The following is a 20,148-nucleotide window of genomic DNA, read 5'->3' on the forward strand; positions in this document are numbered from 1 at the left end:
CGATCATGCGGGTCGCGCCGGCCCCATCACTGTTACAATCGGGGCCGCGGGATTTTCACCCTCGCTGCGAATTTTTTCAGAGCGGGGAGATGATCGTGACGAAGGAGGAGACCTGGCGGACGCGCGCGCCGGCCGGATGAACGACCGCTTCGAGCGCGCGGACGGGGTCGCTGAGGTCGAACAGGCCGCTGACGCGCTGGGAGCCGATGAAGGGATCGGCCATGACGATGCGCCCCGGTATCCAGCGCCCGATCCGCGCGACGAGCGTCGAGACGGCCTCCTTCTCGGCGATGATCAGCCGGTCGCGCCAGGTGGCGACCTGCCCGGCCTCCAGCCGGCCGCGCTCCAGCCGGTTCGAGGACGCATCGAAGCTCATCCAATCCCCGGCCTCCAGCCTCAGGCCGGCCGGCAGCGCAAGGCCGGGAGCGGCCGCCTGCACCGTGCCCCGATCGACGGCGACCTGAGCGAGGCCGGCCTCGTAGGAGACGTCATAAGCGGTGCCCAGTGCCGTCGCATCGAGATCGCCTGCCGTCACCATGAAGGGCCGCGACGTTTCACGCGCCACCTCGAAGAAGCACATGCCCGTCAGCAGCTCGACCTTGCGGCGCGCTTCGCCATAATCGACGGCGATCGCGCTGTCGGGGCCGAGCGTCGCCTTCGTGCCGTCGGCGAGCGTGAGCAGCCGCGTCTCGCCCTTGCCGGTGGCATGGTCGGCGCGGTTCCGCAGCAGGATCTCCGGCAGCAGCGCATAGCTGGCGCCGAGAGCGCCGAGGCCGAGCACGCCGCCGAGCAGCAGGGCCCGGCGATTCGGCTCGGCTCCTTCGCCATGCTCGGCGAGCACCTTGCCGGCAGCGCCATGCAGCCTTGCGACGCGCGCCCAGGCGCGCTCATGCGCCGGGCTGCGCGCCCGCCACGAGCGCATCATCTCGCTCGCCACCGGATTGGCGGGGTCGTTCTGCAGGCGGATCACGAGGTCGATCGCCTCGTCGGTCAGCCTGTCCTGGTCCTGTTCCGTTTCGCGCATCCGTCATCCTTCGGCGTGGCGCGGCCCAAGGCCGACGACACACGCCTACCGTCTATAACAAACGAGCGGCGGAAAAATTCACCAGCAGGGCAGGCTGGTTTCAGAGATCGTCGACCCGCGCGAGCAGATGGCGATAGGCCTCGTGGATCAGCCCCCAGGCCCGGGCATTCGACAGGCCGAGTTCCCGGGCGACCTCCGCGATCGTGCAATCGCCGATCCGGTGCATCTCGAAGGCCAGGCGGGTGCGCTCGGGCAGTTCCGCGAGCGCCTGCTGGGTCTGCGCGAGGCACTGGCGGGAATAGACGATCCGCTCGGGCGACGGCGCAGGGTCGGCGATCTGCGCGGCATCCTCGGCCGGCAGGTCCGTGAAGGATACGATCGCGTCGCGCCGGTGATGGTTGATGCTGAGATTGCGCGAGACCTGATAGAGATAGGCTCGGGGATTATGGTTGAGCCCAGCTTCGGGCGGAGGCGCGGCGAGCACGCGCACGAAGGTGTCCTGCGTCAGGTCCTCGGCCGTCTCGGGGCTGTGGCCGCGCTTGCGCAGGAAGCGGTTGATGTCGCGGGCATAGCGCACGAACAGCTGCTGCAGGTCCCAGCTCATCGCACCTTCACCGGCTCTGCGGCGCAAGGGAGCAGGCAGCCGGGCAGCATCGCTGGATGCGCCTGGCTCCGCTCCTGTGAGCCGTCAGGGAATGGTCTGGCGTAGGTCATGAGCCAGGGCGACCAAGGGCTAGGGCAAAGTTCAAATCGTTCAGCCGATCTTCGGCGTCATGGTGCCCGTGGATAAACGAGCAGGGATTTCCTTGCAATGACAATGATTTAGAACTATTTCAGAGTGCATCTTCAGCATCGGGAATTCCGAATGCCGTTCACGGAATCCATGCTACGGCGGCTGCCGATGGTGCTGGTGGGGCACGGCAGTACCCACTGCGAACAAAGCGTTATCCCGCTCAGCTAGACCGAAAATGCTCGAAACTTGGCGAGATCCAGCCTTGCCCCGGGGATGTGGACATGCGCTCCCGGGCGATCGCCACTATCAAGCCGTTGGCGCACCTCGGAAAAGCCAAGCGCAGAGCCGCCCGCTGAACGCTTGAGATCATTGGGCACCGCTAACCGCTCGCGTAGCGATCCCGCGTTCTCGTGAAACCCGCGGGAGCGGCATCGGACAGCGTATTTTTCGGGCCGCGAATGGCGTCGGCAGATGCCTCGGTGACATTGCTTCTGGTCTCGCCTACAAATGTCCGGACCAAGGGGTGTCCCGCAAGGGGCTGAGATACCGCTGGCGCGAGCAGCGCGGTGACCCTTCGAACCTGATCCGGATCATGCCGGCGAAGGGATGGGAATTGTCAGCCCTGCCTTTTGCCGGCCTCGTCGCGAGGCTGCATCATGTCGGAAAGCCGCGGTCTCGCTGCCAAGCGTGGAAGGGCAGCATCATGACCGAACGATTCACCGAGACGCTCAAGCAGGCCAGCGAGCCGGCCTGGACGAAAGCCGTTGAGCACCGCTTCGTCACTGAACTCCTCGCAGGCTCGATCTCCGACGAGGTCATGGCGTCGTATCTCGTTCAGGACCACCGCTTCCTCGACAGCTTCCTGACGCTGCTCGGCGCGGCCATTGCCACCGCGGATAGCTTCGATGCACGGCTGCGCTTCGGCCGTTTCGTCGGCATGGTGTCGGGCGAGGAGAACACCTATTTCCTGCGCGCCTTCGACGCATTGGGCGTGACGCAGGCGCAGCGCGAAGCCATTCCCGATGCAGCGCCCACCAAAGGCTTCCAGGCGATCATGAGGGAAGCTGCGGAAACCCGCTCCTATGCCGCGGCACTTTCGGTGCTGAATGTCGCCGAATGGCTCTATCTTGACTGGGCGTCCCGCGCGCCGCGGCCCTTGCCAGACAATTTCGTCCATGCCGAATGGGTCACGCTGCACGACAATCCCGACTTCCGCGACTTCGTCGCCTTCCTGCGCTCGGAGCTGGATCGCGTCGGCCCCTCCGAAGCGGAGGTCAGCCGGGATTTCTTCCTTCGGGCCGTCTCGCTCGAACTCGCCTTCTTCGATGTCGCCTATGAGGCAGCGGAGTGATCATGGACGTCTTCGATCGTCTCAAGCAGGCCGCTGTTCCCGAATGGCAGAGCTATGTCGACCATGCCTTCGTTCGGCAGCTGGGCCAGGGCACGCTGCCGGAAGCCGCGTTCCGCACCTATCTCGTGCAGGATTACCTGTTCCTGATCCAGTTCGCCCGTGCCTGGGCGCTCGCCGCCTATAAGAGCCGCACCATCGCCGACATCCGCGCCGCGCAGATGGGGCTGGCTGCAATTCTGGACGAGACGGAGCTGCATGTGCGGCTCTGCGCACGCCGCGGGATTTCGCGCGCGGAGCTCGATGCCGCGCCGGAGCATCCGGCGACGGTCGCCTATACGCGCTTCGTGCTGGATTGCGGCGCGGCCGGAGATCTGCTCGACCTCCAGGTGGCGCTGGCACCTTGCGTCATCGGTTACGCCGAGATCGGCAATGCGCTTGCCCCCGACGGTGTGGCTGCGCTGGCCGAGCATCCCTACCGCGACTGGATCGCCGAATATGCCGGCGAAGCGTATCAGGACGTCGCCGCAGCCGCCCGAAAGCAGCTCGACAGGCTTGCCGCGCGAAGCATGACCGAGCATCGTTTCGGCGAGCTGGCTGCCCTCTTCAGCAAGGCGTCGCAGCTGGAAGCGGATTTCTGGCAGATGGGGCTTGAGGCTGCTGGTTGACGGCCTTGCGCCGGCACGACGTGATGTTGTCGGCGCATTTCACCGATCTCCAGCGAACCGGCCCAATCGGCGTCTCACAAGGAGGCTGTAGGAAATCCATCTTCGATTCTTGGCGGACCACCTGATCAAGATGTCAGCGCACCACATGGGCGACGGGGTTCGGCACGATTGCCGTCCAGTCTCCGCGCGCATGTGCGAGCGCAAGGCGCAGATTGTCCTCCAGAGGCGCAGCGACGACTTAAACGACGTGCCGGCCCGGATGGTCTCGTGGTACGTCGAGGTCAGAACGGGCTGCGCCTTGGTGGCTCGCCCATTCCGCTCCTCGCATCAGCTGACGACGAGTGGCGATCTGACGTCAGTAGTGGACCGATAATGCATCGATACGGGCCGTCTTGGGCGGAGCGAACTTCGTCAGGTCGATCCCGTCGACGGCAGCGCGATACTCCTCGATGCTGGGCGTACGGCCGAGAATGGCCGAGAGCACGACGACGGGAGTCGAAGCTAGCAGCGACTCGCCCTTTTTCTCGGCGGTGTCCTCGACAACGCGCCCCTGGAACAGGCGGGTCGAGGTCGCCAGGACGGTATCGCCCTTTTCGGCCTTCTCCTGGTTGCCCATGCAAAGATTGCAGCCGGGACGCTCGAGATAGAGGATGTTCTCGTATTCGGTCCGATTGCTCGTCTTCGGCTTGAGATCGTCGAACTCGTAGCCCGAGTACTTCTGCAGGATCTCCCAGTCGCCTTCAGCCTTCAGCTCGTCGATGATGTTGTAGGTTGGGGCCGCGACCACCAGCGGCGCCCTGAACTCGACCTTGCCTTCGGCCTTCTCCAGGTTCTTCAGCATCTGGGCGACGATCTTCATGTCGCCCTTGTGCACCATGCAGGAGCCGACGAAGCCGAGATCGACCTTCTTCTCGCCCCGATAATAGGAGACCGGGCGGATCGTGTCGTGGGTGTAGCGCCTGGAGACGTCCGCATTGTTGACGTCGGGATCGGCGATCATCGGCTCGTCGATCACGTCCAGATCGACGACGACCTCGGCGAAATACTTCGCATTGGCATCCGGGGTCAGCGCTGGCTTCTCGCCCGAGCGGATCTCGGCGATACGCTGGTCCGCCTTGGCGATCAGGCCCTTCAGCGTCTGGGCCGCATTCTCCATGCCCTTGTCGATCATGATCTGGATGCGCGACTTCGCGATCTCCAGCGACTCGATCAGCGTCTCGTCCTGGCTGATGCAGATCGAGGCCTTGGCCTTCATCTCCGCCGTCCAATCCGTGAAGGTGAAGGCCTGGTCGGCCAGCAGCGTGCCGATATGCACTTCGATGATGCGGCCCTGGAAGACGTTGTCCCCGCATTGCTGCAGCATCTGCGCCTGGGTCGCATGCACGACGTCGCGGAAGTCCATATAGGGCTGCATCTTGCCCTTGAACGTGACCTTCACCGATTGCGGGATCGGCATGGTTGCCTCGCCGGTCGCCAGCGCCAGCGCCACCGTGCCCGAGTCGGCGCCGAACGCCACGCCCTTGGACATGCGGGTATGGCTGTCGCCGCCGATGATGATAGCCCAATCGTCCACGGTGATGTCGTTCAGCACCTTGTGGATGACGTCCGTCATCGAGTGATAGACCCCCTTGGGGTCGCGCGCCGTGATCACGCCGAAATTGTTCATGAAGGACATGAGCTTCGGAATGTTTGCCTGGGCCTTCTTGTCCCAGACCGACGCCGTATGGCAGCCGGACTGATAGGCGCCGTCCACCAGCGGCGAGATGACGGTAGCCGCCATCGCCTCGAGCTCCTGCGCGGTCATCAGGCCGGTCGTATCCTGCGACCCGACAATGTTGACCTTTACGCGGACGTCCGAGCCCGCATGCAGCACCTTGCCCGGCGTGACGCCGACAGCGTTGCGATTGAATATCTTCTCGACCGCGGTCAGGCCCTGCCCCTCGATGGAGATTTCCTTGTTCGGGGCGAAGACCGGAGTCGGCTCGATGCCCAGTGTCTGGGCTGCGAAGGTCTGGAGCTTCTTGCCGAAGACGATGGCATAGGAGCTCCCAGCTTTCATGAACTCCATCTTCTGGGGCGTGAAGGCGGAGGCGACGTCGATGAGCTCCTGTCCGTTCTCGTCGCGGAGCTTCTTGCCCTTGGCATCGATCTTCAGGACGGTGCCGGTCTCAACGGAATATTTCTGCTCGAGGATGGGGTTGCCGTCGTTGTTGAGGATAGGCTTGCCGTCCTCGCCGGTCTTCTTGACCCAGTTCTTCAGGTTGATTCCGATGCCGCCGGTGACATCGACCGTGGTGGCGAAGATCGGCGAGATGCCGTTCGTTCCCGCGACGATCGGTGCGACATTGACGAAGGGCACATAGGGGCTGGCCTGCTTGCCCGTCCAGAGCGCGACATTGTTCACGCCCGACATGCGCGACGAGCCGACGCCCATCGTGCCCTTCTCGGCGATCATCATCACGCGCTTGTCCGGGTGCTGCTTCTGCAGCGCCACGATCTCCTGCTGCGCTTCAGGCGTGATCATGCACTGGCCGTGCAGCTCGCGGTCAGAGCGTGAATGCGCCTGGTTGCCCGGTGAGAGAAGATCGGTCGAGATATCGCCTTCGGCGGCGATGAAGGTCACGACCTTGATCTCGTCCTCGACATCCGGGAGCTTGGTGAAGAACTCGGCCTTGGCATAGCTCTCGAGCACGGCCTTCGCGACGGCGTTGCCCGTCTTGAAGGCATCGCGCAGCCGGAACATGTCGGCGTCATAGAGGAAGACCTGGGTCGTCAGCACGTCGCCCGCCTGCTTCGCGAGTGCTGCGTCGTCGCCAAGAGCGATATCGAGCAGAACGTCGACCGAGGGGCCGCCCTTCATGTGCGACAGAAGCTCAAGCGCGAAGGCCGGGGTGATCTCGGAGACCGCGATCTCGCCCAGGATGACCCGCTTCAGAAAGGCCGCCTTGACGCCGGCAGCGCTCGTCGTGCCGGGCAGCGTATTGTAGATGAAGAACCTCAGGGCATCTGCCCTGTGAGCGTTGCCGGCATCCTCGATCAGGCCGGTGATCTCTTCGACCAGCTTGCCGTCATCAAGCGGCTTAGGCGCGAGCCCTTGAGGCTTTCTGGCTTCAATTTCAGCGAGATAATCCTGGTAGAGGCTCATCGTGATCCCGATACGACACAGTGCGCGGATCAGAGACGCAGCCCAAACAGCGACATCTCCAAGGGCGCTAAGCTTTGCACGCACGAACTATGCGACCGCGGGCCGGCTGGCAAGGTAGCGCGTATCGAGAAAGTATGCACTTTGGATTCCGCCCCGATCATACAGGATTCCTAGATCAGCCTGTTTCGGATTGGAATAATGCTAAATATCGACTGAGATCCTCTAGGATTTTCTGATCTGAATGATGATGAAATCTTCGTTGTCTCGATCTTTCGCCGCTGGCAATCAGCTGCCGATGACGTCAGGAGTGCTAAAACCCATCTGCTTGCAAATGGTCGTGATCATCTCTGCGACAATATTCATTCCCTTGTTTCCGTCTTTGAATCCAGCCATGTCGATAGCAGGCGGAGCAATCGAAATCGCAGCTCCGTTCTGACGCTGGCGGAGGAGGACCTGCTCGACGAAATCGGCTCGGACAACAGCACGCCAACGCAGGGCATCGCCGTGCTTCGGCAGATACTGGCTGAAGCTGGCGCCAAAATTCGACCGGCTGCGGCCATTCCTCGTTCGGGAGACGACTACCTCTTCGAAACCATCAACCGCAAATCGACGCAGGCCTTCGAGGCGATCTACCCTGGGTTTCGTGGGGCTAGCGGTTGAGAAGGCTCAAAGAGGCCTCGCTCCGCGCTTCGCGCGGGAGCCGGCGGGTGATCTGCTTGATCACGACCTTCCTCGCATCGACCCGACGGCGGATGTCGCCGCCCAAAAAGATGAGAGAAATCAAAAGGTAAATCGGGAGGGTCACCGCACGGGCGCTGTGCTTATAGTCAATTTAAGTAATTGATGTTGCGTATATTTTTTTATCGACTTTGCGCGGGAGCGTAATCGCCGGGTCTCGCGCGCGGTCGCGGGCATTCGATCGCCTCACCGCGCGCCGTCGGTCTCGGCGACGCGGAACGTTGATCCAGCACCCGACGAGCATGACTCACACGATTGTCAGTCGCGAGGGCCGGCTGAAGCACGCATCAGCGACAGATTACTGCGCCTTTCGATCGGGCTGGAAAGCGTGGAGGATATCCTCGGCGACCTCACCGCAGCGCTCGACGGCTTCAGGATAAATGGATACCGGCAGCCATGAGTGGCTTGCCGGCTTCGTCATCACCGGCAGCAAGTTCTTGTTCCTGGTTCAATGGTCGTTGGAAATATTACGCAATGATTGGCCCGCATGTAGGCCAACATACTTATTTTATTGGAGGTATTGATTGAGGGGCTGGATTGGGCCCGAATGTTGCTCGCGAATTCGACCGCCAGCGTCATTCGATGGGACCTCACCATGACCGACGACATAGCAAGATCAACGCCGCTCGACCCGAGCGCCGAAGCCCATTGGCTCGAACCCCGGTATCGCCTCCGACACCTTTAGCCGCTCATCGCGCGGCAGTGGTCCAGTCCGCGCGATAGTGCTCTGGCGCCGGAGCCGACGACGAGGCGGGCGAATGAAGAGGGCCATCGAGGGCCCGGCAGGGTCGCATTTTTCAGCCTTTCCTGAGAGCATGTCATGGCATCGCGAAACGACAATTTTCCCGCTCTGGTCGGCAATACGCCCCTGCTGGAGATCGGCCGGTTTGCAGAGCAGCTGAAGCTTGGCGCCCGCATCCTCGCCAAGATCGAGTATCTGAACCCCGCTGGCAGCATCAAGGACCGGACGGCCTGGGGCATCATCCGCGAGGCCGAGGAGAGCGGCCGGTTGAAGCCTGGCCAGCAGATCGTCGACCTCACCAGCGGCAATACCGGGATCGGGCTTGCGGCGCTGGCGGCCGCGCGCGGCTACCCATCGAAATTCTATCTGCGCAACACGATCAGCGACGACAAGCTCAAGCTGCTCAGGCACTACGGCGCCGAAGTCGTGCTGATCGATAACAGTGTCTTCCTCGAACCCGGCGCCATCCACGCGATCATCGATCGGGTGCGCCGCGAGAATCCCGACGCCTATTACACCAATCAGCGCGCCAATCCGGCCAATCCGCGCGTTCATTTCGAGACCACAGGCCCCGAGATCTGGCGCGCTACGGAGGGGAAGGTCGACATCTTCGTGGCAGCCGTCGGCACTGGCGGCACGATCTCCGGCACGGGGCGGTTCCTGAAGCAGCAGAATCCGGACGTGCAGGTCGTCGTTGTCGAGCCCGGCCCGGCCTCGGTGCCCTCGCTGGATATCCCTTATCCGGACGCCATCGAGGGCGTTCACAAGGTGACCGATGTCGAGCCCGGCTACCTGCCGGAGAATTTCGACGCGTCCGTTGTCGACGAGGTGGTGGTCACCGAGACGGCGCAGGCGCGGGAATTCGCGCGGATCCTGGCGCGGCGCGAGGGTATCCTGGCCGGAACGTCGTCGGGTGCGGTGCTGTTCGCCGCCGCAGCTCTTGCGCAACGGCCCGGGAATGCCGGCAAGACGATCGTCGCCATCGTCGCTGATAGCGGCGAGCGCTATCTCAGCGCGCCGAAACTCGGCCCGGCCAGTTCGAACGAGCCGGCGCGAACGCAGACCCGGGAAGCCGTCACGGCCTGACATCCGCTCGATGCGATGCAGGTATCGATCGCCTCGTCATCTCGCCGGATACAAAACAAATCATCGCTTCCTGCCGCACAAAACGCACATTCTGTTTCATTGCCAATAATAATAACTCGAGCAATAATCTTGAACGCAACGACGCATGCAGCGTCTTCGCCGCGGGATTTGCTGGAGCAGCTTGCGCCGCGTCAACAACGCTAAAAGCACCACGATGTCTCGTGGGCTCCTTTTGTTTTGGAGACGCGAATGTCCATGACGTTCAGCATAGCAGAATTCGCAGCCGGATCGCTTTTCCACCGACGGCTCTGACCGTCGAAGCTTGAGGACGGGCCACCGCTCCTCGCTCGCTTCGAGCCTATTCACAGCTCAGACAAAGCCATCTGGCGCCAGCCGCAATCGCGGCTGCGCGACCGAGCGCGCGCGTCTGTCCAGATTCCTTCATCAAGCCAGACCGGGGCGCATCGATGTCCAATCTCACCGAATATCTCGCCCAGAAGCGCGACGCCCTCTTGCGCCGCAGGGCCCATGCCCGCTCGGGAGAGGTTCGCCCGCTGCGTCTGCAGGCCCAGGCTCATGCCGAGGGCCGCAGCGGCGTGCGGCGTATCCGCATCCGCGACTTCCAGGTGATCAGCGACAGCCCGCCGGATTTCGCCGACTACGATCTTGGGCCGAGTTCGCCGGAATTGCTGCTCGGCGCGCTGTCGAGCTGCCTGACCCACACCTACCTGATCCAGGCCGCCGACCAGCAGATCGCCTTGGAAGATGTCTCGGTCGAGGTTCACGGCCAGCTTGACCCGCGCGCCGGAACACCCGGCCACGAGACCACGCCGATCTATCCGCACGACCTGTCCTACACCGTCAGGCTCACGACGGACGCGACCGAGCTCGACGCGCTGAACGCTGCCGTCGAGCGCTGCTGCCCGATTCTGAACCTGCTCCGGCAGGGCGTCGAAGTGCGCGGCACCGTCGAGCGCGTGCCCGTCAGCCGCGCGGCAGCCTGACCTTTCCCCGACCGACCATGCAGCCGCGCAGCGCGGCAAGGAGCGACCATGACCCAGACGACCTTTCCCTCCCGCCGCACCTTGTTGCGCGGAGCCGCTGCGCTCGCCGCCGCGCCGCTGGCCGGCTTGGCCGGGCAGCATGCCTTCGCGCAGGTGGCGCCGCTGAAGCAGCGCCAGACGATAAAGCTCGCCTGGGGCCAGACAGCCGTGTGCCAGTCGCCGATCTCGGTCGCGCTGAAACAGGGCCTGTTCGAGAAATACAATCTTGCGGTGGAGCCGGTGAATTTCAGCGGCCCGACCGACGCCCTGCTGCAGGCGATCGCGACCGGCCACGCCGATGGCGGCATCGGCATGGCCTTGCGCTGGCTGAAGCCGCTGGAGCAGGGCTTCGATGTCGGCCTCACCGTCGGCACCCATGGCGGCTGCATGCGGCTGCTGGTGCCTGAAGCCGCCAATATCCGCAGCCTCAAGGACCTCAAGGGCAAGTCGGTCGCTGTCACCGATCCCGCGAGCCCGGTACGCAACTTCTTCGCCATCCGCCTCGCCGAGATCGGGCTCGATCCCGAGAAGGACGTGAGCTGGGTGCAGTATCCGCAGGACCTGTTCGGCGAAGCCCTGAAGAAAGGCGAGGTCCAGGCGCTCGCGGGCGACGATCCGCATCTCTATCTCATCCGCGAGCGCGACAAGCTCGTCGAACTCGCCACCAATCTCGAAGGTCAGTACGCGAAATCGACCTGCTGCGTGCTCGGCCTGCGCGGCGCTCTGATCCGCGACCAGCCCGAGGTTGCCGGCGCGATCTCGCGCGCCATCGTCGAGGCGCAGGCCTGGACGGCCGCCAATCCCGACAAGACGGCCGAAATCTTCGCGCCCTTCGTTCCCGCCAAGGTCACGCCGGAGACGGTGGCCGCGATCCTGCGCAGCCACACCCACGACCATCACTCCACCGGCACGGCGCTGCGCGACGATGTCGCGCTGTTCACCGAGCAGCTCAAGCTCGTCAACGTGATCCGCAAGAACACCGACGCCAAGGCCTTCGCGCAGAAGATCGTGCCCCATGTCCCCGTTTGAACAGACAGGCCCCGCATCGACGGCCTTCGACCAGCCGCGCCTGCAGGTCGACGGCTCGGTCCTGGCGCGGGGGGCGCTCGCCACGACGGCCTGGACCGCCGTCGCCGCCTCGGTCACGCTTCTGGCGAACAAGAAGGTCGGCTTTGCCGACCCGCTCTATGTCGCTGAGACCAATGCCGGCTTCATCGGCTGGGCTGTCCTGCTGGCGCTGGCGACGGCTGTGGGCGCGCTCTGGCCGCCGCTTGGCCGGCGCCTCGGCCGCGCCGCGCCCTGGCTCGTGGTGCTGGCGCTCTTCGTGGGCGTCTGGGACCTGCTGACGGCGAAGCTCGGCCTGCTGCCCGTGCCTTTCTTCGCCCCGCCTTCCGCGCTGGTCGAGGTCTATGCCGAGGACTGGCCGCGGCTCGGCGAAAGCGTGCTGCATTCTCTGCGCCTGCTGGCTTTAGGCTTCCTGTTCGGCACGATCTCTGGCTTCGTCACCGGTGTCGCGATCGGCTGGTCGCGCGGGCTCGGTTACTGGGTCCATCCGGTGCTGCGCTTCCTCGGGCCGATCCCATCGACCGCGCTCCTGCCGATGGCGTTCTTCTTCTTCCCGTCAAGCTTCTCGGCGGCGATCTTCCTGATCGCGCTCGCCACCTGGTTCCCGGTCACGGTGCTGACCTGGTCCGGCGTCGCCAGCGTCGACAAGGCCTATTACGACGTCGCCCGGACGCTCGGTGCAGGGCGCGCCTTCCTGATCTTCAAGGTCGCGATCCCCGCCGCCCTGCCGCATGTCTTCGTCGGCCTGTTCATGGGGCTCGGCGCCTCGTTCTCGGTGCTCGTCGCGGCCGAGATGATGGGGGTCAAGTCCGGCCTCGGCTACTACCTGCAATGGGCGCAGGGTTGGGCCGCCTATTCCAACATGTATGGCGCGCTGATCGTGATGGCGCTGATCTTCTCGGGGCTCATCACGCTGCTCTTCGCCGTGCGCGATCGCCTGCTCGGCTGGCAGAAGGATGTCGTGAAATGGTAGCCGCCCAGCTCGCTGTCTCGCCCCCGACTGGTGCTCCCGCGTCCAACGGCGCCGAACTCTCGATCGCCGGCGTCTCGCATGCCTTCGATCTCGATGGCCGCCCTCTGCCGGTGCTCGACGATATCGATCTCGACATCCGGGCCGGCGAGTTCGTCGCCCTGCTCGGGCCGAGCGGCTGCGGCAAGTCGACCCTGCTCAGGCTCGTCGCCGGGCTCGAACAGCCCTCGCAGGGCCGCATCGCCGCGGCGGGGGAGGAGATCACGACGCCGGATCCCTCCCGCGTCGTCGTCTTCCAGGACCCTACGCTCTACCCCTGGCGCACGGTCTGGAAGAACGTCGCGCTCGGGCTCGAGGCCCGCGGCCTGCTCGCCAGCCAGAGGGGCCGCGTCGACGACGCCCTGAAGACGGTCGGCCTCGCCGGGTTCGAGCGGGCCTTCCCGCGCCAGCTCTCAGGCGGTATGGCCCAGCGTGCCGCACTGGCCCGTGCCCTCGTGAACGATCCCAGCGTGCTTATCCTCGACGAGCCGCTCGGCAAGCTCGACTCGCTGACGCGGATCGCGATGCAGACCGAGATCGCCGAGCTCTGGCGCCAGCGCGGCTTCACCACGCTGCTTGTCACCCATGATGTCGAGGAGGCGCTGTTCCTGGCCCAGCGCGTCATCGTGCTGAGCGAGCGCCCGGCCCGGATCAAGGCCGAGATCGTCAACGACCTGCCCTATCCGCGCCATCGCGGCGATCCGCGCCTGGCGGAATTGCGCGGACAGGCGCTCGCCCATCTCGGGCTAGACGCGAGCTGGTGAGCCCGCAATCCCTTCTCCCATAGCAGGACCCTATCCATGTCTCGACGTTTCGGGCTGACGCTCGCCTTTGCTCTCGCCGCATCGCAGGCCTTCGCGCATGCCCATCTCAAGACCGCATCGCCCGCCGCCGGTGCGACCGTCGCCGCGCCGGCGGAGGTTACCCTCGGCTTTACCGAGGAACTCGAAGTCAAGCTGAGCAGCATCACCGTCAAGGATACGCGCGGCGAGGTCGTCAGCGCGGCACCGGCGGAGGCCGTTCCGGGAGACCGCAAGGCACTCAAGGTCCGTCTCAAGCCGGTCTCGCCGGGCATCTACAGCGTCGAATGGGCCGCGACCTCGGTCGATACCCATCGCGTCACCGGGCAGTATCGATTCACGATCAGGCCTTGATGTGGAAGCACTGATCGGGGCGGCGCTGCCGGCGGTCCGCTGGCTCCATCTCGCCGCCCTTTTGTCCGCTCTCGGCACGGAGGCATTTCGTCTCCTGTCGCAGCGCCTGCTGGCGGCCAGCCCGAACGGCGAATTGTTCCTGCTCAGGCTGATGTCCTGGAGCAGGCTTTCCCTCGTCCTGGCGCTTGTGAGCAGCATGGGCTGGTTTGCCTTGCAAGGCAGCGCAATGCTGGGCCGACCGCTGGACAGCGTCGATGCCGCAGGCGTGGTGGCCGCAACCCGCTTCGGCGAAGTGCTGCTCCTGCGCATAGGCCTGCTCGTTCTCGCAATCGCCCTCCTGCGTGGCAGAGGAGGCAAGCAGGTCAGCGGATTGGTCGTGCTGGGGATCGCGACCGCGCTGCAAGGTCTCCTGGGGCATGGCGCCGCAACCGATGTTACGACCACGGTGGCCTTGGGCCTTCATGTGGTGGCGGCCGGGCTCTGGCTCGGAGCGCTGCCACCACTCCTGGCAACCTGTCTGCTTTGCCCCGAATTCGCCCCGGCCATCGCCCGGCGCTTCACGCCGCTCGGCCTGGCCTGCGTCGCCGTTCTGTCCGCCACATCGATCCTTCAGATTCAGGCACTGATCGGGGCACTGCCCGGCCTGCTTGGCACCGCCTATGGCAAGCTCGCGATCGCCAAGATCGCCCTGTTCGGCGGGCTTCTGCTGATGGCTGCCGCCAACCGGTTCCGCTTTGTGCCGGCGGCCGAGGCAACCGGTTCGACGCGGGGTCTTGCGCTGTCGATCGCGGCGGAAACGGCCCTCGGGCTCGCGACCGTGGCGGTTGCGGCTGCCTTGGCGTCCGAGCCGCCTGCTATCCACGAGCCGTCGATCTGGCCGCTCGCGTTGAGGCCGGTCCCAGGGCTCTGGAACGACGCCTATCTGAGGCACGGATTTCTGCGCATGGTGGCTCCGGCTGCTTTCGCTGTGGCCCTCCTCGCGTTGGCCTTGGGGGGTCGCAAGCTGCGCTGGCCGGCTCTCCTTGCCGGGGCAGTCGCCGTGAGCTTCGTGCAGGTCCCGCCCTGGCGTCCTTATGTCGTCGCTGCGGTGCCGACGAGTTTTCAGCTGTCTCCAACCGGCTATGCAGCGCGCTCCATCGCAACGGGCCGGGACCTGTTCCAGCGCGATTGCGCGGGCTGTCACGGCGCGGACGCGCGGGGCCGAGGCCCCGTTGCGGTTGCCCAATCGGTCTGGCCGCCGGATCTCTCCGCGCCGCTGATCGCCCGGCGCCCGGGCGGCGAGCTGTTCTGGTCCATTCGCCATGGCACCGGCTCGATGCCGGCAGCGTCACAGATCGACGACATGGCGATCTGGTCGCTGGTTGATTTCATCAGGCTGCGTGCCGGCGCCCGCATCTTCTCATCGTCCGAAATGAGCTGGTCTGGCGCAGCGCGCATGCCGGGCTTTGTCGCACGCTGCGGCGACGGCACCATCGTGGCTCCGGGCGATGGGAAACCGCTGCAGGTGTGGATCGGGCACGATCAGCATGGCGTACGCGCACAGGTTCTCGCCGATGGCCCGGGTCTCACATGCCTTGTCGAGGAGCCAGAGCCTCTGGCCGCGGCTCTGGCCGAGATCACCAACAGCGCTCTCGCGCCGGCGCTCGTCCTCGTCGATGCCAATGGCTGGCAGCGGCGCGCCTTCAAGACCGAAGGCGACGCCACGCCGAGTGCCATCGCATCCGAGCTCGCCGAGATTCGCCAGCGCCCTCTGGAGAGCGATGCGCAACATCACTGATGGCCAAATCCAGCGATCGCCAGGCGAACGAGGCCGTGAATCTGCATGTCCGCTTCCCGTCGACATTCCGACGCCTGCTACCGGTCCAGCACCCCTTCCCGCAGGGCGACTGCGGTAGCGCCCCTCTAAGCGGCGTTCTCGCCGCCCAACAGGATCTCGACGAAGCATGCTGCCAGCCGGGTCAAGGGACGGCTGCGCACCGTCATGAGGCATATCGTGATCGGCAGTTCCGGCGTTACGTCCAGCCTGACCAGCCCTTCGAAGCGCTGGGCCTGGGTCAGCAGGCTGTCGATCAGGATGACATCGCCCTGGCGCGCCAGCAGATGGGCGGCGGAGATGCTGTAGGGCACGGTCATGAAAGGCGCGTAGTCGATGCCGGCCTGCTCATGCGCGCGCGCGATCAGCCATCCCAGCGGCGATTTCTCGCGATCGAAGCAGATCAGCCGTCGGTCCCTGAGTTCAGGCAAGCTGACCCGGCCGCGGCGGGCCAGCGGATCGTCCTCGCGAACGAGGGCGATGATCGACGCCTGCGCGAAGGGCGTCAGGGCTATATCGTCGGTGACGCGGGGCGAGAACATCACGCCGAGATCGGCTGCTCCTTTTGACAGTTCCGTGGGCGCATCGCCCATGATCAGCTCGATGCGGGCCTGAGGATAGTCGCTCATCAGTCGCCGGATCGCCTGCGCGATCAGCCCCTGGCCGATGCTGGGCGTCGAGGCGATCCGCAGGGGCAGGGCATATCCGGACCGCACGTCGCCGACCGCTCCACGCAGGGCGTGCCATTCATCCTCGACATGCCCCAGCGCCGACATCAGGCCGCGAGCCTCCGGGCGCAGGGCGAGGCGACCATCGCTGCGATCGAAGACCCGGACGCCAAGGGCCAGTTCGCTGCGGGCGATGATCTTGCTGACGGCCGACTGCGTCAGATGAAGCTGCCGTGCGGCTTCGACGGTGGTGCCGCAACGCGCGACGGCGCGCAGGACCGTCGCGTGGGATGGCGTCAACGACTTCATGCATCCGCTCCCACGAGATGCTCCAGCAGGATGCGCGCGGCATGGTCGAGCGGCGCGCCGTCGCGGTGATGCGCGAAGGCCGTGACGAGGGGGCTCTCGTCAAGCGGCCGAACCGCCAGCCCTTGCGTCAGGCCGCTGCTGATGACGAAGCCATCGACGATGGCGATGCCGACGCCCTCGCGCGCCAGATGGCAGGCGCTATCGGTATGGCGGACGGTGATCGCGATCCGGTCCGACAGGCCGATCCGCCCCAATGCATCCTGAAAGCTGTCGGCCAGGCTGATCCCGTCCGGCCCGTAGCTGATCAGGCGCTGGCCTTCGAGGGCGTCTCGCGTCAGCCGGTCGCAGACGGCGAGCGGATGAGCCTCATGGAGCACGCAGACGAGCGGGCTGCAGCGCAGCGCGATGTCCCGCAGCCCTTCCGTCCCCATCGGGCCGTAGGAAATCGCAAGGTCGACCTCATTGGCGCTGAGGTGATCGCGGACATGGTCGAACATCACTTCGACGGCGGCCCGGTCGTCCAGGTCGCGGCGCGCGCCGGCGATGGCAGGCGGCAAGATGCTGTGCGCCAGTCCCGGCACGGTTGCGATCCGCAGGCGATCGGCCATGCCGACGCGGATCATGTCGGCTTCATGATGGGCCCGGCGCAAGGCGCCGAAGGCTGGCCGGGCGAGCCTGTTCAGTTCCAGCGCTTCGGGCGTCGGGGTCAGCCGCCCCTGGACGACCGCGACGAGGCTGAGATCGAGCTCCCTTTCGGCCAGGTGCAGCGCCTTGATCACGGCGGACTGGCTGACGCCCAGCCCCTGGGCTGCTTCGCCGGTGCCGCCGAGCCGGACGAAGGCGTCGATGACCTGCAGCGCTCCCAGCTTCATCCAATCTATTCCATTTGGTTGATGATCTTGCCGAATGTTTCATTTGCGAGACTAGATGTACCCGTGGAAGGTTGCAAGCCGCCGCCGCCGAGGCAGAGCGGCCAAGATCAGGGGATATCCATGACCACATTCCGCTCCATGGTGTCGGCTGCCGCGCTTGCGCTCTCCATCATCGGCCCGGCTCTCACCGCCGCGCCCTCCAGCGCCTTTGCGCAGGGCATTCTCAAGCTGGCGCAGACGCAGGACCTCGTTTCGCTCGACCCGATCGCGACCAGCGACAACCCGTCGATCCACGCGCAGCTCTTGATCTACGACACCCTGCTGCGCCCGAGCACGGACGCCAGCAAGCTGGAGCCGGGCCTCGCAGAGAGCTGGACGGTGAGCGATGACGGCCTGACCTATAGCTTCAAGCTGAGGGCGGCGAAGTTCTCGGACGGCACGCCCGTCACTGCCGCCGATGTCGCCTTCTCGCTGAAGCGCGCCGGCAGCGACGCTTCGAGCTGGAAGCGCTTCTTCGCCGGCATCGACGCGATCGAGACGCCGGACGAGCGCACCGTCGTGCTGAAGCTGAAGACGGTCTTCACCCCGCTGCTCAACAACCTCGCCCTGTTCTCCTCGGCGATCCTGCCGCAGAAGGCGTTCGAGGCGGCGCCCGACAAGTTCTTCGAGAAGCCGATCGGCTCCGGCCCCTTCACCGTGGCCGCTTGGAACAAGGGGCAGGCGCTCTCGCTGAAGAAGAACGCGCATTACTGGCAGGTCGGCAAGCCGAGCCTCGATGGCGCCGAGATCCTCGTCCTGCCCGAGGGCAATAGCCGCGTGCTGAAGCTGCAGGCCGGCGAGATCGACGCCGCGCTCGAGATCCCGCTCAACCAGATGCAGAGCCTCGGCCGCGCCGGCACCATCAAGACCGCCGTCGCGAATGTGCTGCGCACCGATTTCGTGCTGCTGAACACCAAGAAGAAGCCCTTCGACGATGTTCGCGTCCGCCAGGCCCTCAACTACGCCATCGACAAGGAAGGCCTGGTCAAGGCGCTGCTCTATGGCGCCGGCAAGGTGGCGAACTCGCCGATGCCGCTGATGGCCTATGCCGATCCCGACCTGAAGCCCTATGCGCATGATATCGCCAAGGCCAAGGCCCTGCTCAAGGAAGCCGGCTATGCCGACGGCTTCAAGACCTCTCTCCTGGTGCATTCCGGCCGGCCGCTGCACCGCCAGGTCGGTCAGGCGCTGCAGAGCGCGCTCGCGCAGATCGGCGTCACCGCCGAAATCCGCCTTGTCGAGGGCGGCACGCACTGGTCCACCACTAAGGCAGGCGATTACGAGATGGCCGTTTCCTACGCTTCCAGCGACACGATCGATCCCGACCAGATGGCGGGCTTCCTGATTGTCAATCCGGAACGTGCCAACGCCTATCATACCGAGTGGAAGAACGAGCGCGTCAACGAGCTCTACGCGAAGGAGCGCGCCACCAAGGACGGCCCCGAACGCGGCGCGATGTTCAGGGAGATGGTCAAGCTCTCGCATGAGGGCGCGCCGTCTATCTTCCTGTTCTACCCCGGCACGCCTTACGCCCATCGCAGCAATGTCAGCGGGTTCGAGGTGCTGCCGACCGGCAATTTCCGCCTCGAAGACGTCAAGCTGAAGTGAGGACGGGGCGGCCGGTAGCATCGGACCGAAAAGTGGATTCCACTTTTCGGAAGAATCCGATGTTAAAACCATACGATCGATCATCGCGGCCGCGTCCGCTCGGACGCGCGATGATCGAGGCCGCCCAGCTCCCCGGCCCGTTGCCATGCTGACCTACATTCTCAAGCGGCTCGTCCAGCTCGTCCCGGTGCTGCTCGGAATCACGCTCGCCTGCTTCTTCCTGCTGCGTGCGTTGCCGGGCGACCCGGCTACGCTGCTTCTCGGCGCGCGCGGCGGGCCGGAGGAGATCGCCGCGATGAAGCAGCGGCTCGGGCTCGACCTGCCGCTGTGGCGTCAATATCTGCTCTTCCTCGGCGACATCCTGTCCGGCAGCCTCGGCCGCTCGGTCGTCTACGGTCAGCCGGTGATCTCGCTGGTGCTGGAGCGCCTGCCGGCGACGCTCTGGCTTGTCGCCTACTCGACCGTGATCGCAGTCCTGCTGACGATCCCGCTGGCGCTATGGTCGGCTGTGCGGCGCGATCAGGCGCCGGACATCCTGGTCAAGCTCGTCTTCACGGTGCTGCTTGCGATCCCCTCGTTCTGGCTCGGGCTCGTGCTCGTCGTCGTTCTTGCCATCTGGGTGCCGCTGTTTCCGACCTCGGGCTATGGCACCGGCTTGTTCTCGCGCCTGCATCACCTGACGCTGCCGGCCTTCGTGATCGCGCTCGCAACGGCCTCGCTGACGATCCGCAGCCTGCGCAGCGGCATCCTCAACGTGCTTGGTTCGGACTATGTCACCACGGCTCGCGCCAAGGGTAATGCAACGGGACGCACCATGCGCGTCCATGTGCTGCCGAATGCGTTGATCAGCTCGATCTCGGTGCTCGGCGCCCATACCAGCTGGGTGATCGGCGGGACGGTGGTGATCGAGACCGTGTTCGCGCTGCCGGGCCTGGGCTCGCTCTTCGTCGAGTCGATCTTCGCCCGTGACTACCCGATGATCCAGGGGCTGACGATCGTCTTCGCCGTGCTGGTCGTCCTGATCAATCTCGCGACGGACATCGGATATGCGCTGGCCGATCCGCGCATCCGGCTGGATTGAAGC

17 protein-coding genes and 1 riboswitch are annotated in these 20,148 nt (G+C 65.1%); of the genes, 12 read left to right on the forward strand and 5 right to left on the reverse strand.

Going from position 1 to position 20,148, the window contains the following annotated elements; all coding sequences use genetic code 11:
- Nucleotides 1-76: 76 nt before the first annotated feature.
- On the reverse strand, nt 77-1,024 hold the full coding sequence (locus tag WFK61_RS11810) for a FecR family protein (RefSeq protein WP_336811828.1): 948 nt from the start codon (nt 1,022-1,024) through the stop codon (nt 77-79).
- Between the two features lie 100 nt (nt 1,025-1,124).
- Nucleotides 1,125-1,628 carry an RNA polymerase sigma factor gene (locus WFK61_RS11815; protein WP_336811830.1) on the reverse strand — a complete coding sequence of 168 codons (504 nt, stop codon included), beginning with the start codon at nt 1,626-1,628 and terminating at the stop codon, nt 1,125-1,127.
- 638 nt (nt 1,629-2,266) lie between these two features.
- A riboswitch (TPP riboswitch) is annotated at nt 2,267-2,381 on the forward strand.
- A gap of 79 nt (nt 2,382-2,460) precedes the next feature.
- Here WFK61_RS11815 and WFK61_RS11820 point away from each other — a divergent pair.
- Both WFK61_RS11820 and WFK61_RS11825 read left to right on the forward strand, forming a co-directional pair.
- Complete coding sequence (locus WFK61_RS11820; protein ID WP_336811832.1) at nt 2,461-3,108, forward strand: TenA family protein; 648 nt, start codon at nt 2,461-2,463, stop codon at nt 3,106-3,108.
- Nucleotides 3,109-3,110: 2 nt separating this feature from the next.
- Complete coding sequence (locus WFK61_RS11825; protein ID WP_336811834.1) at nt 3,111-3,773, forward strand: TenA family protein; 663 nt, start codon at nt 3,111-3,113, stop codon at nt 3,771-3,773.
- A gap of 355 nt (nt 3,774-4,128) precedes the next feature.
- Here WFK61_RS11825 and WFK61_RS11830 read toward each other — a convergent pair whose 3' ends face one another.
- A complete protein-coding gene (locus tag WFK61_RS11830) occupies nt 4,129-6,918 on the reverse strand; it encodes a bifunctional aconitate hydratase 2/2-methylisocitrate dehydratase (RefSeq protein WP_336811836.1) in 2,790 nt (929 codons plus the stop codon).
- A gap of 913 nt (nt 6,919-7,831) precedes the next feature.
- Between WFK61_RS11830 and WFK61_RS26130 the strand changes: the two genes are divergently transcribed.
- The 8 genes from WFK61_RS26130 (at nt 7,832) to WFK61_RS11870 (ending at nt 15,532) form a co-directional block, all read left to right on the forward strand.
- A complete protein-coding gene (locus tag WFK61_RS26130) occupies nt 7,832-8,056 on the forward strand; it encodes a PLP-dependent transferase (protein WP_442896294.1) in 225 nt (74 codons plus the stop codon).
- Between the two features lie 420 nt (nt 8,057-8,476).
- On the forward strand, nt 8,477-9,484 hold the full coding sequence (locus WFK61_RS11840; protein ID WP_336811839.1) for a PLP-dependent cysteine synthase family protein: 1,008 nt from the start codon (nt 8,477-8,479) through the stop codon (nt 9,482-9,484).
- A 467-nt stretch (nt 9,485-9,951) separates the two neighbouring features.
- Nucleotides 9,952-10,488, forward strand: a complete 537-nt coding sequence (locus WFK61_RS11845) for an OsmC family protein (RefSeq protein WP_336811840.1) — start codon at nt 9,952-9,954, stop codon at nt 10,486-10,488.
- Between the two features lie 48 nt (nt 10,489-10,536).
- On the forward strand, nt 10,537-11,556 hold the full coding sequence (locus tag WFK61_RS11850) for an ABC transporter substrate-binding protein (RefSeq protein ID WP_336811842.1): 1,020 nt from the start codon (nt 10,537-10,539) through the stop codon (nt 11,554-11,556).
- Nucleotides 11,543-12,565: an ABC transporter permease gene (locus WFK61_RS11855; RefSeq protein ID WP_336811843.1), complete on the forward strand. Its 1,023-nt coding sequence runs from the start codon at nt 11,543-11,545 to the stop codon at nt 12,563-12,565. Before WFK61_RS11850 ends, WFK61_RS11855 begins: the two co-directional genes overlap by 14 nt.
- Nucleotides 12,559-13,365, forward strand: a complete 807-nt coding sequence (locus WFK61_RS11860; RefSeq protein ID WP_336811845.1) for an ABC transporter ATP-binding protein — start codon at nt 12,559-12,561, stop codon at nt 13,363-13,365. The genes WFK61_RS11855 and WFK61_RS11860 overlap by 7 nt, the downstream gene beginning before the upstream one ends.
- A 36-nt stretch (nt 13,366-13,401) precedes the next feature.
- On the forward strand, nt 13,402-13,755 hold the full coding sequence (gene copC / locus WFK61_RS11865; RefSeq protein WP_336811846.1) for a copper homeostasis periplasmic binding protein CopC: 354 nt from the start codon (nt 13,402-13,404) through the stop codon (nt 13,753-13,755).
- A gap of 1 nt (nt 13,756) precedes the next feature.
- Complete coding sequence (locus tag WFK61_RS11870; protein WP_336811847.1) at nt 13,757-15,532, forward strand: CopD family protein; 1,776 nt, start codon at nt 13,757-13,759, stop codon at nt 15,530-15,532.
- A gap of 125 nt (nt 15,533-15,657) precedes the next feature.
- On the opposite strand, the gene WFK61_RS11875 is transcribed toward WFK61_RS11870, so the two are convergent.
- Both WFK61_RS11875 and WFK61_RS11880 read right to left on the reverse strand, forming a co-directional pair.
- Entirely contained in the window at nt 15,658-16,545 is an 888-nt protein-coding gene (locus tag WFK61_RS11875; RefSeq protein WP_336811848.1) for a LysR family transcriptional regulator, read from the reverse strand.
- Nucleotides 16,542-17,417 (reverse strand): LysR family transcriptional regulator, encoded by an 876-nt coding sequence (locus WFK61_RS11880; RefSeq protein WP_336811850.1) that lies wholly within the window; start codon nt 17,415-17,417, stop codon nt 16,542-16,544. Before WFK61_RS11880 ends, WFK61_RS11875 begins: the two co-directional genes overlap by 4 nt.
- A gap of 120 nt (nt 17,418-17,537) precedes the next feature.
- Between WFK61_RS11880 and WFK61_RS11885 the strand changes: the two genes are divergently transcribed.
- Both WFK61_RS11885 and WFK61_RS11890 read left to right on the forward strand, forming a co-directional pair.
- Nucleotides 17,538-19,064, forward strand: a complete 1,527-nt coding sequence (locus WFK61_RS11885) for an ABC transporter substrate-binding protein (RefSeq protein WP_336811852.1) — start codon at nt 17,538-17,540, stop codon at nt 19,062-19,064.
- 145 nt (nt 19,065-19,209) lie between these two features.
- Nucleotides 19,210-20,145 carry an ABC transporter permease gene (locus WFK61_RS11890; RefSeq protein ID WP_336811853.1) on the forward strand — a complete coding sequence of 312 codons (936 nt, stop codon included), beginning with the start codon at nt 19,210-19,212 and terminating at the stop codon, nt 20,143-20,145.
- Nucleotides 20,146-20,148: the final 3 nt, after the last annotated feature.

It is taken from the genome of Allobosea sp. MMO-172 (assembly GCF_037147855.1).
Classification (GTDB): domain Bacteria; phylum Pseudomonadota; class Alphaproteobacteria; order Rhizobiales; family Beijerinckiaceae; genus Allobosea.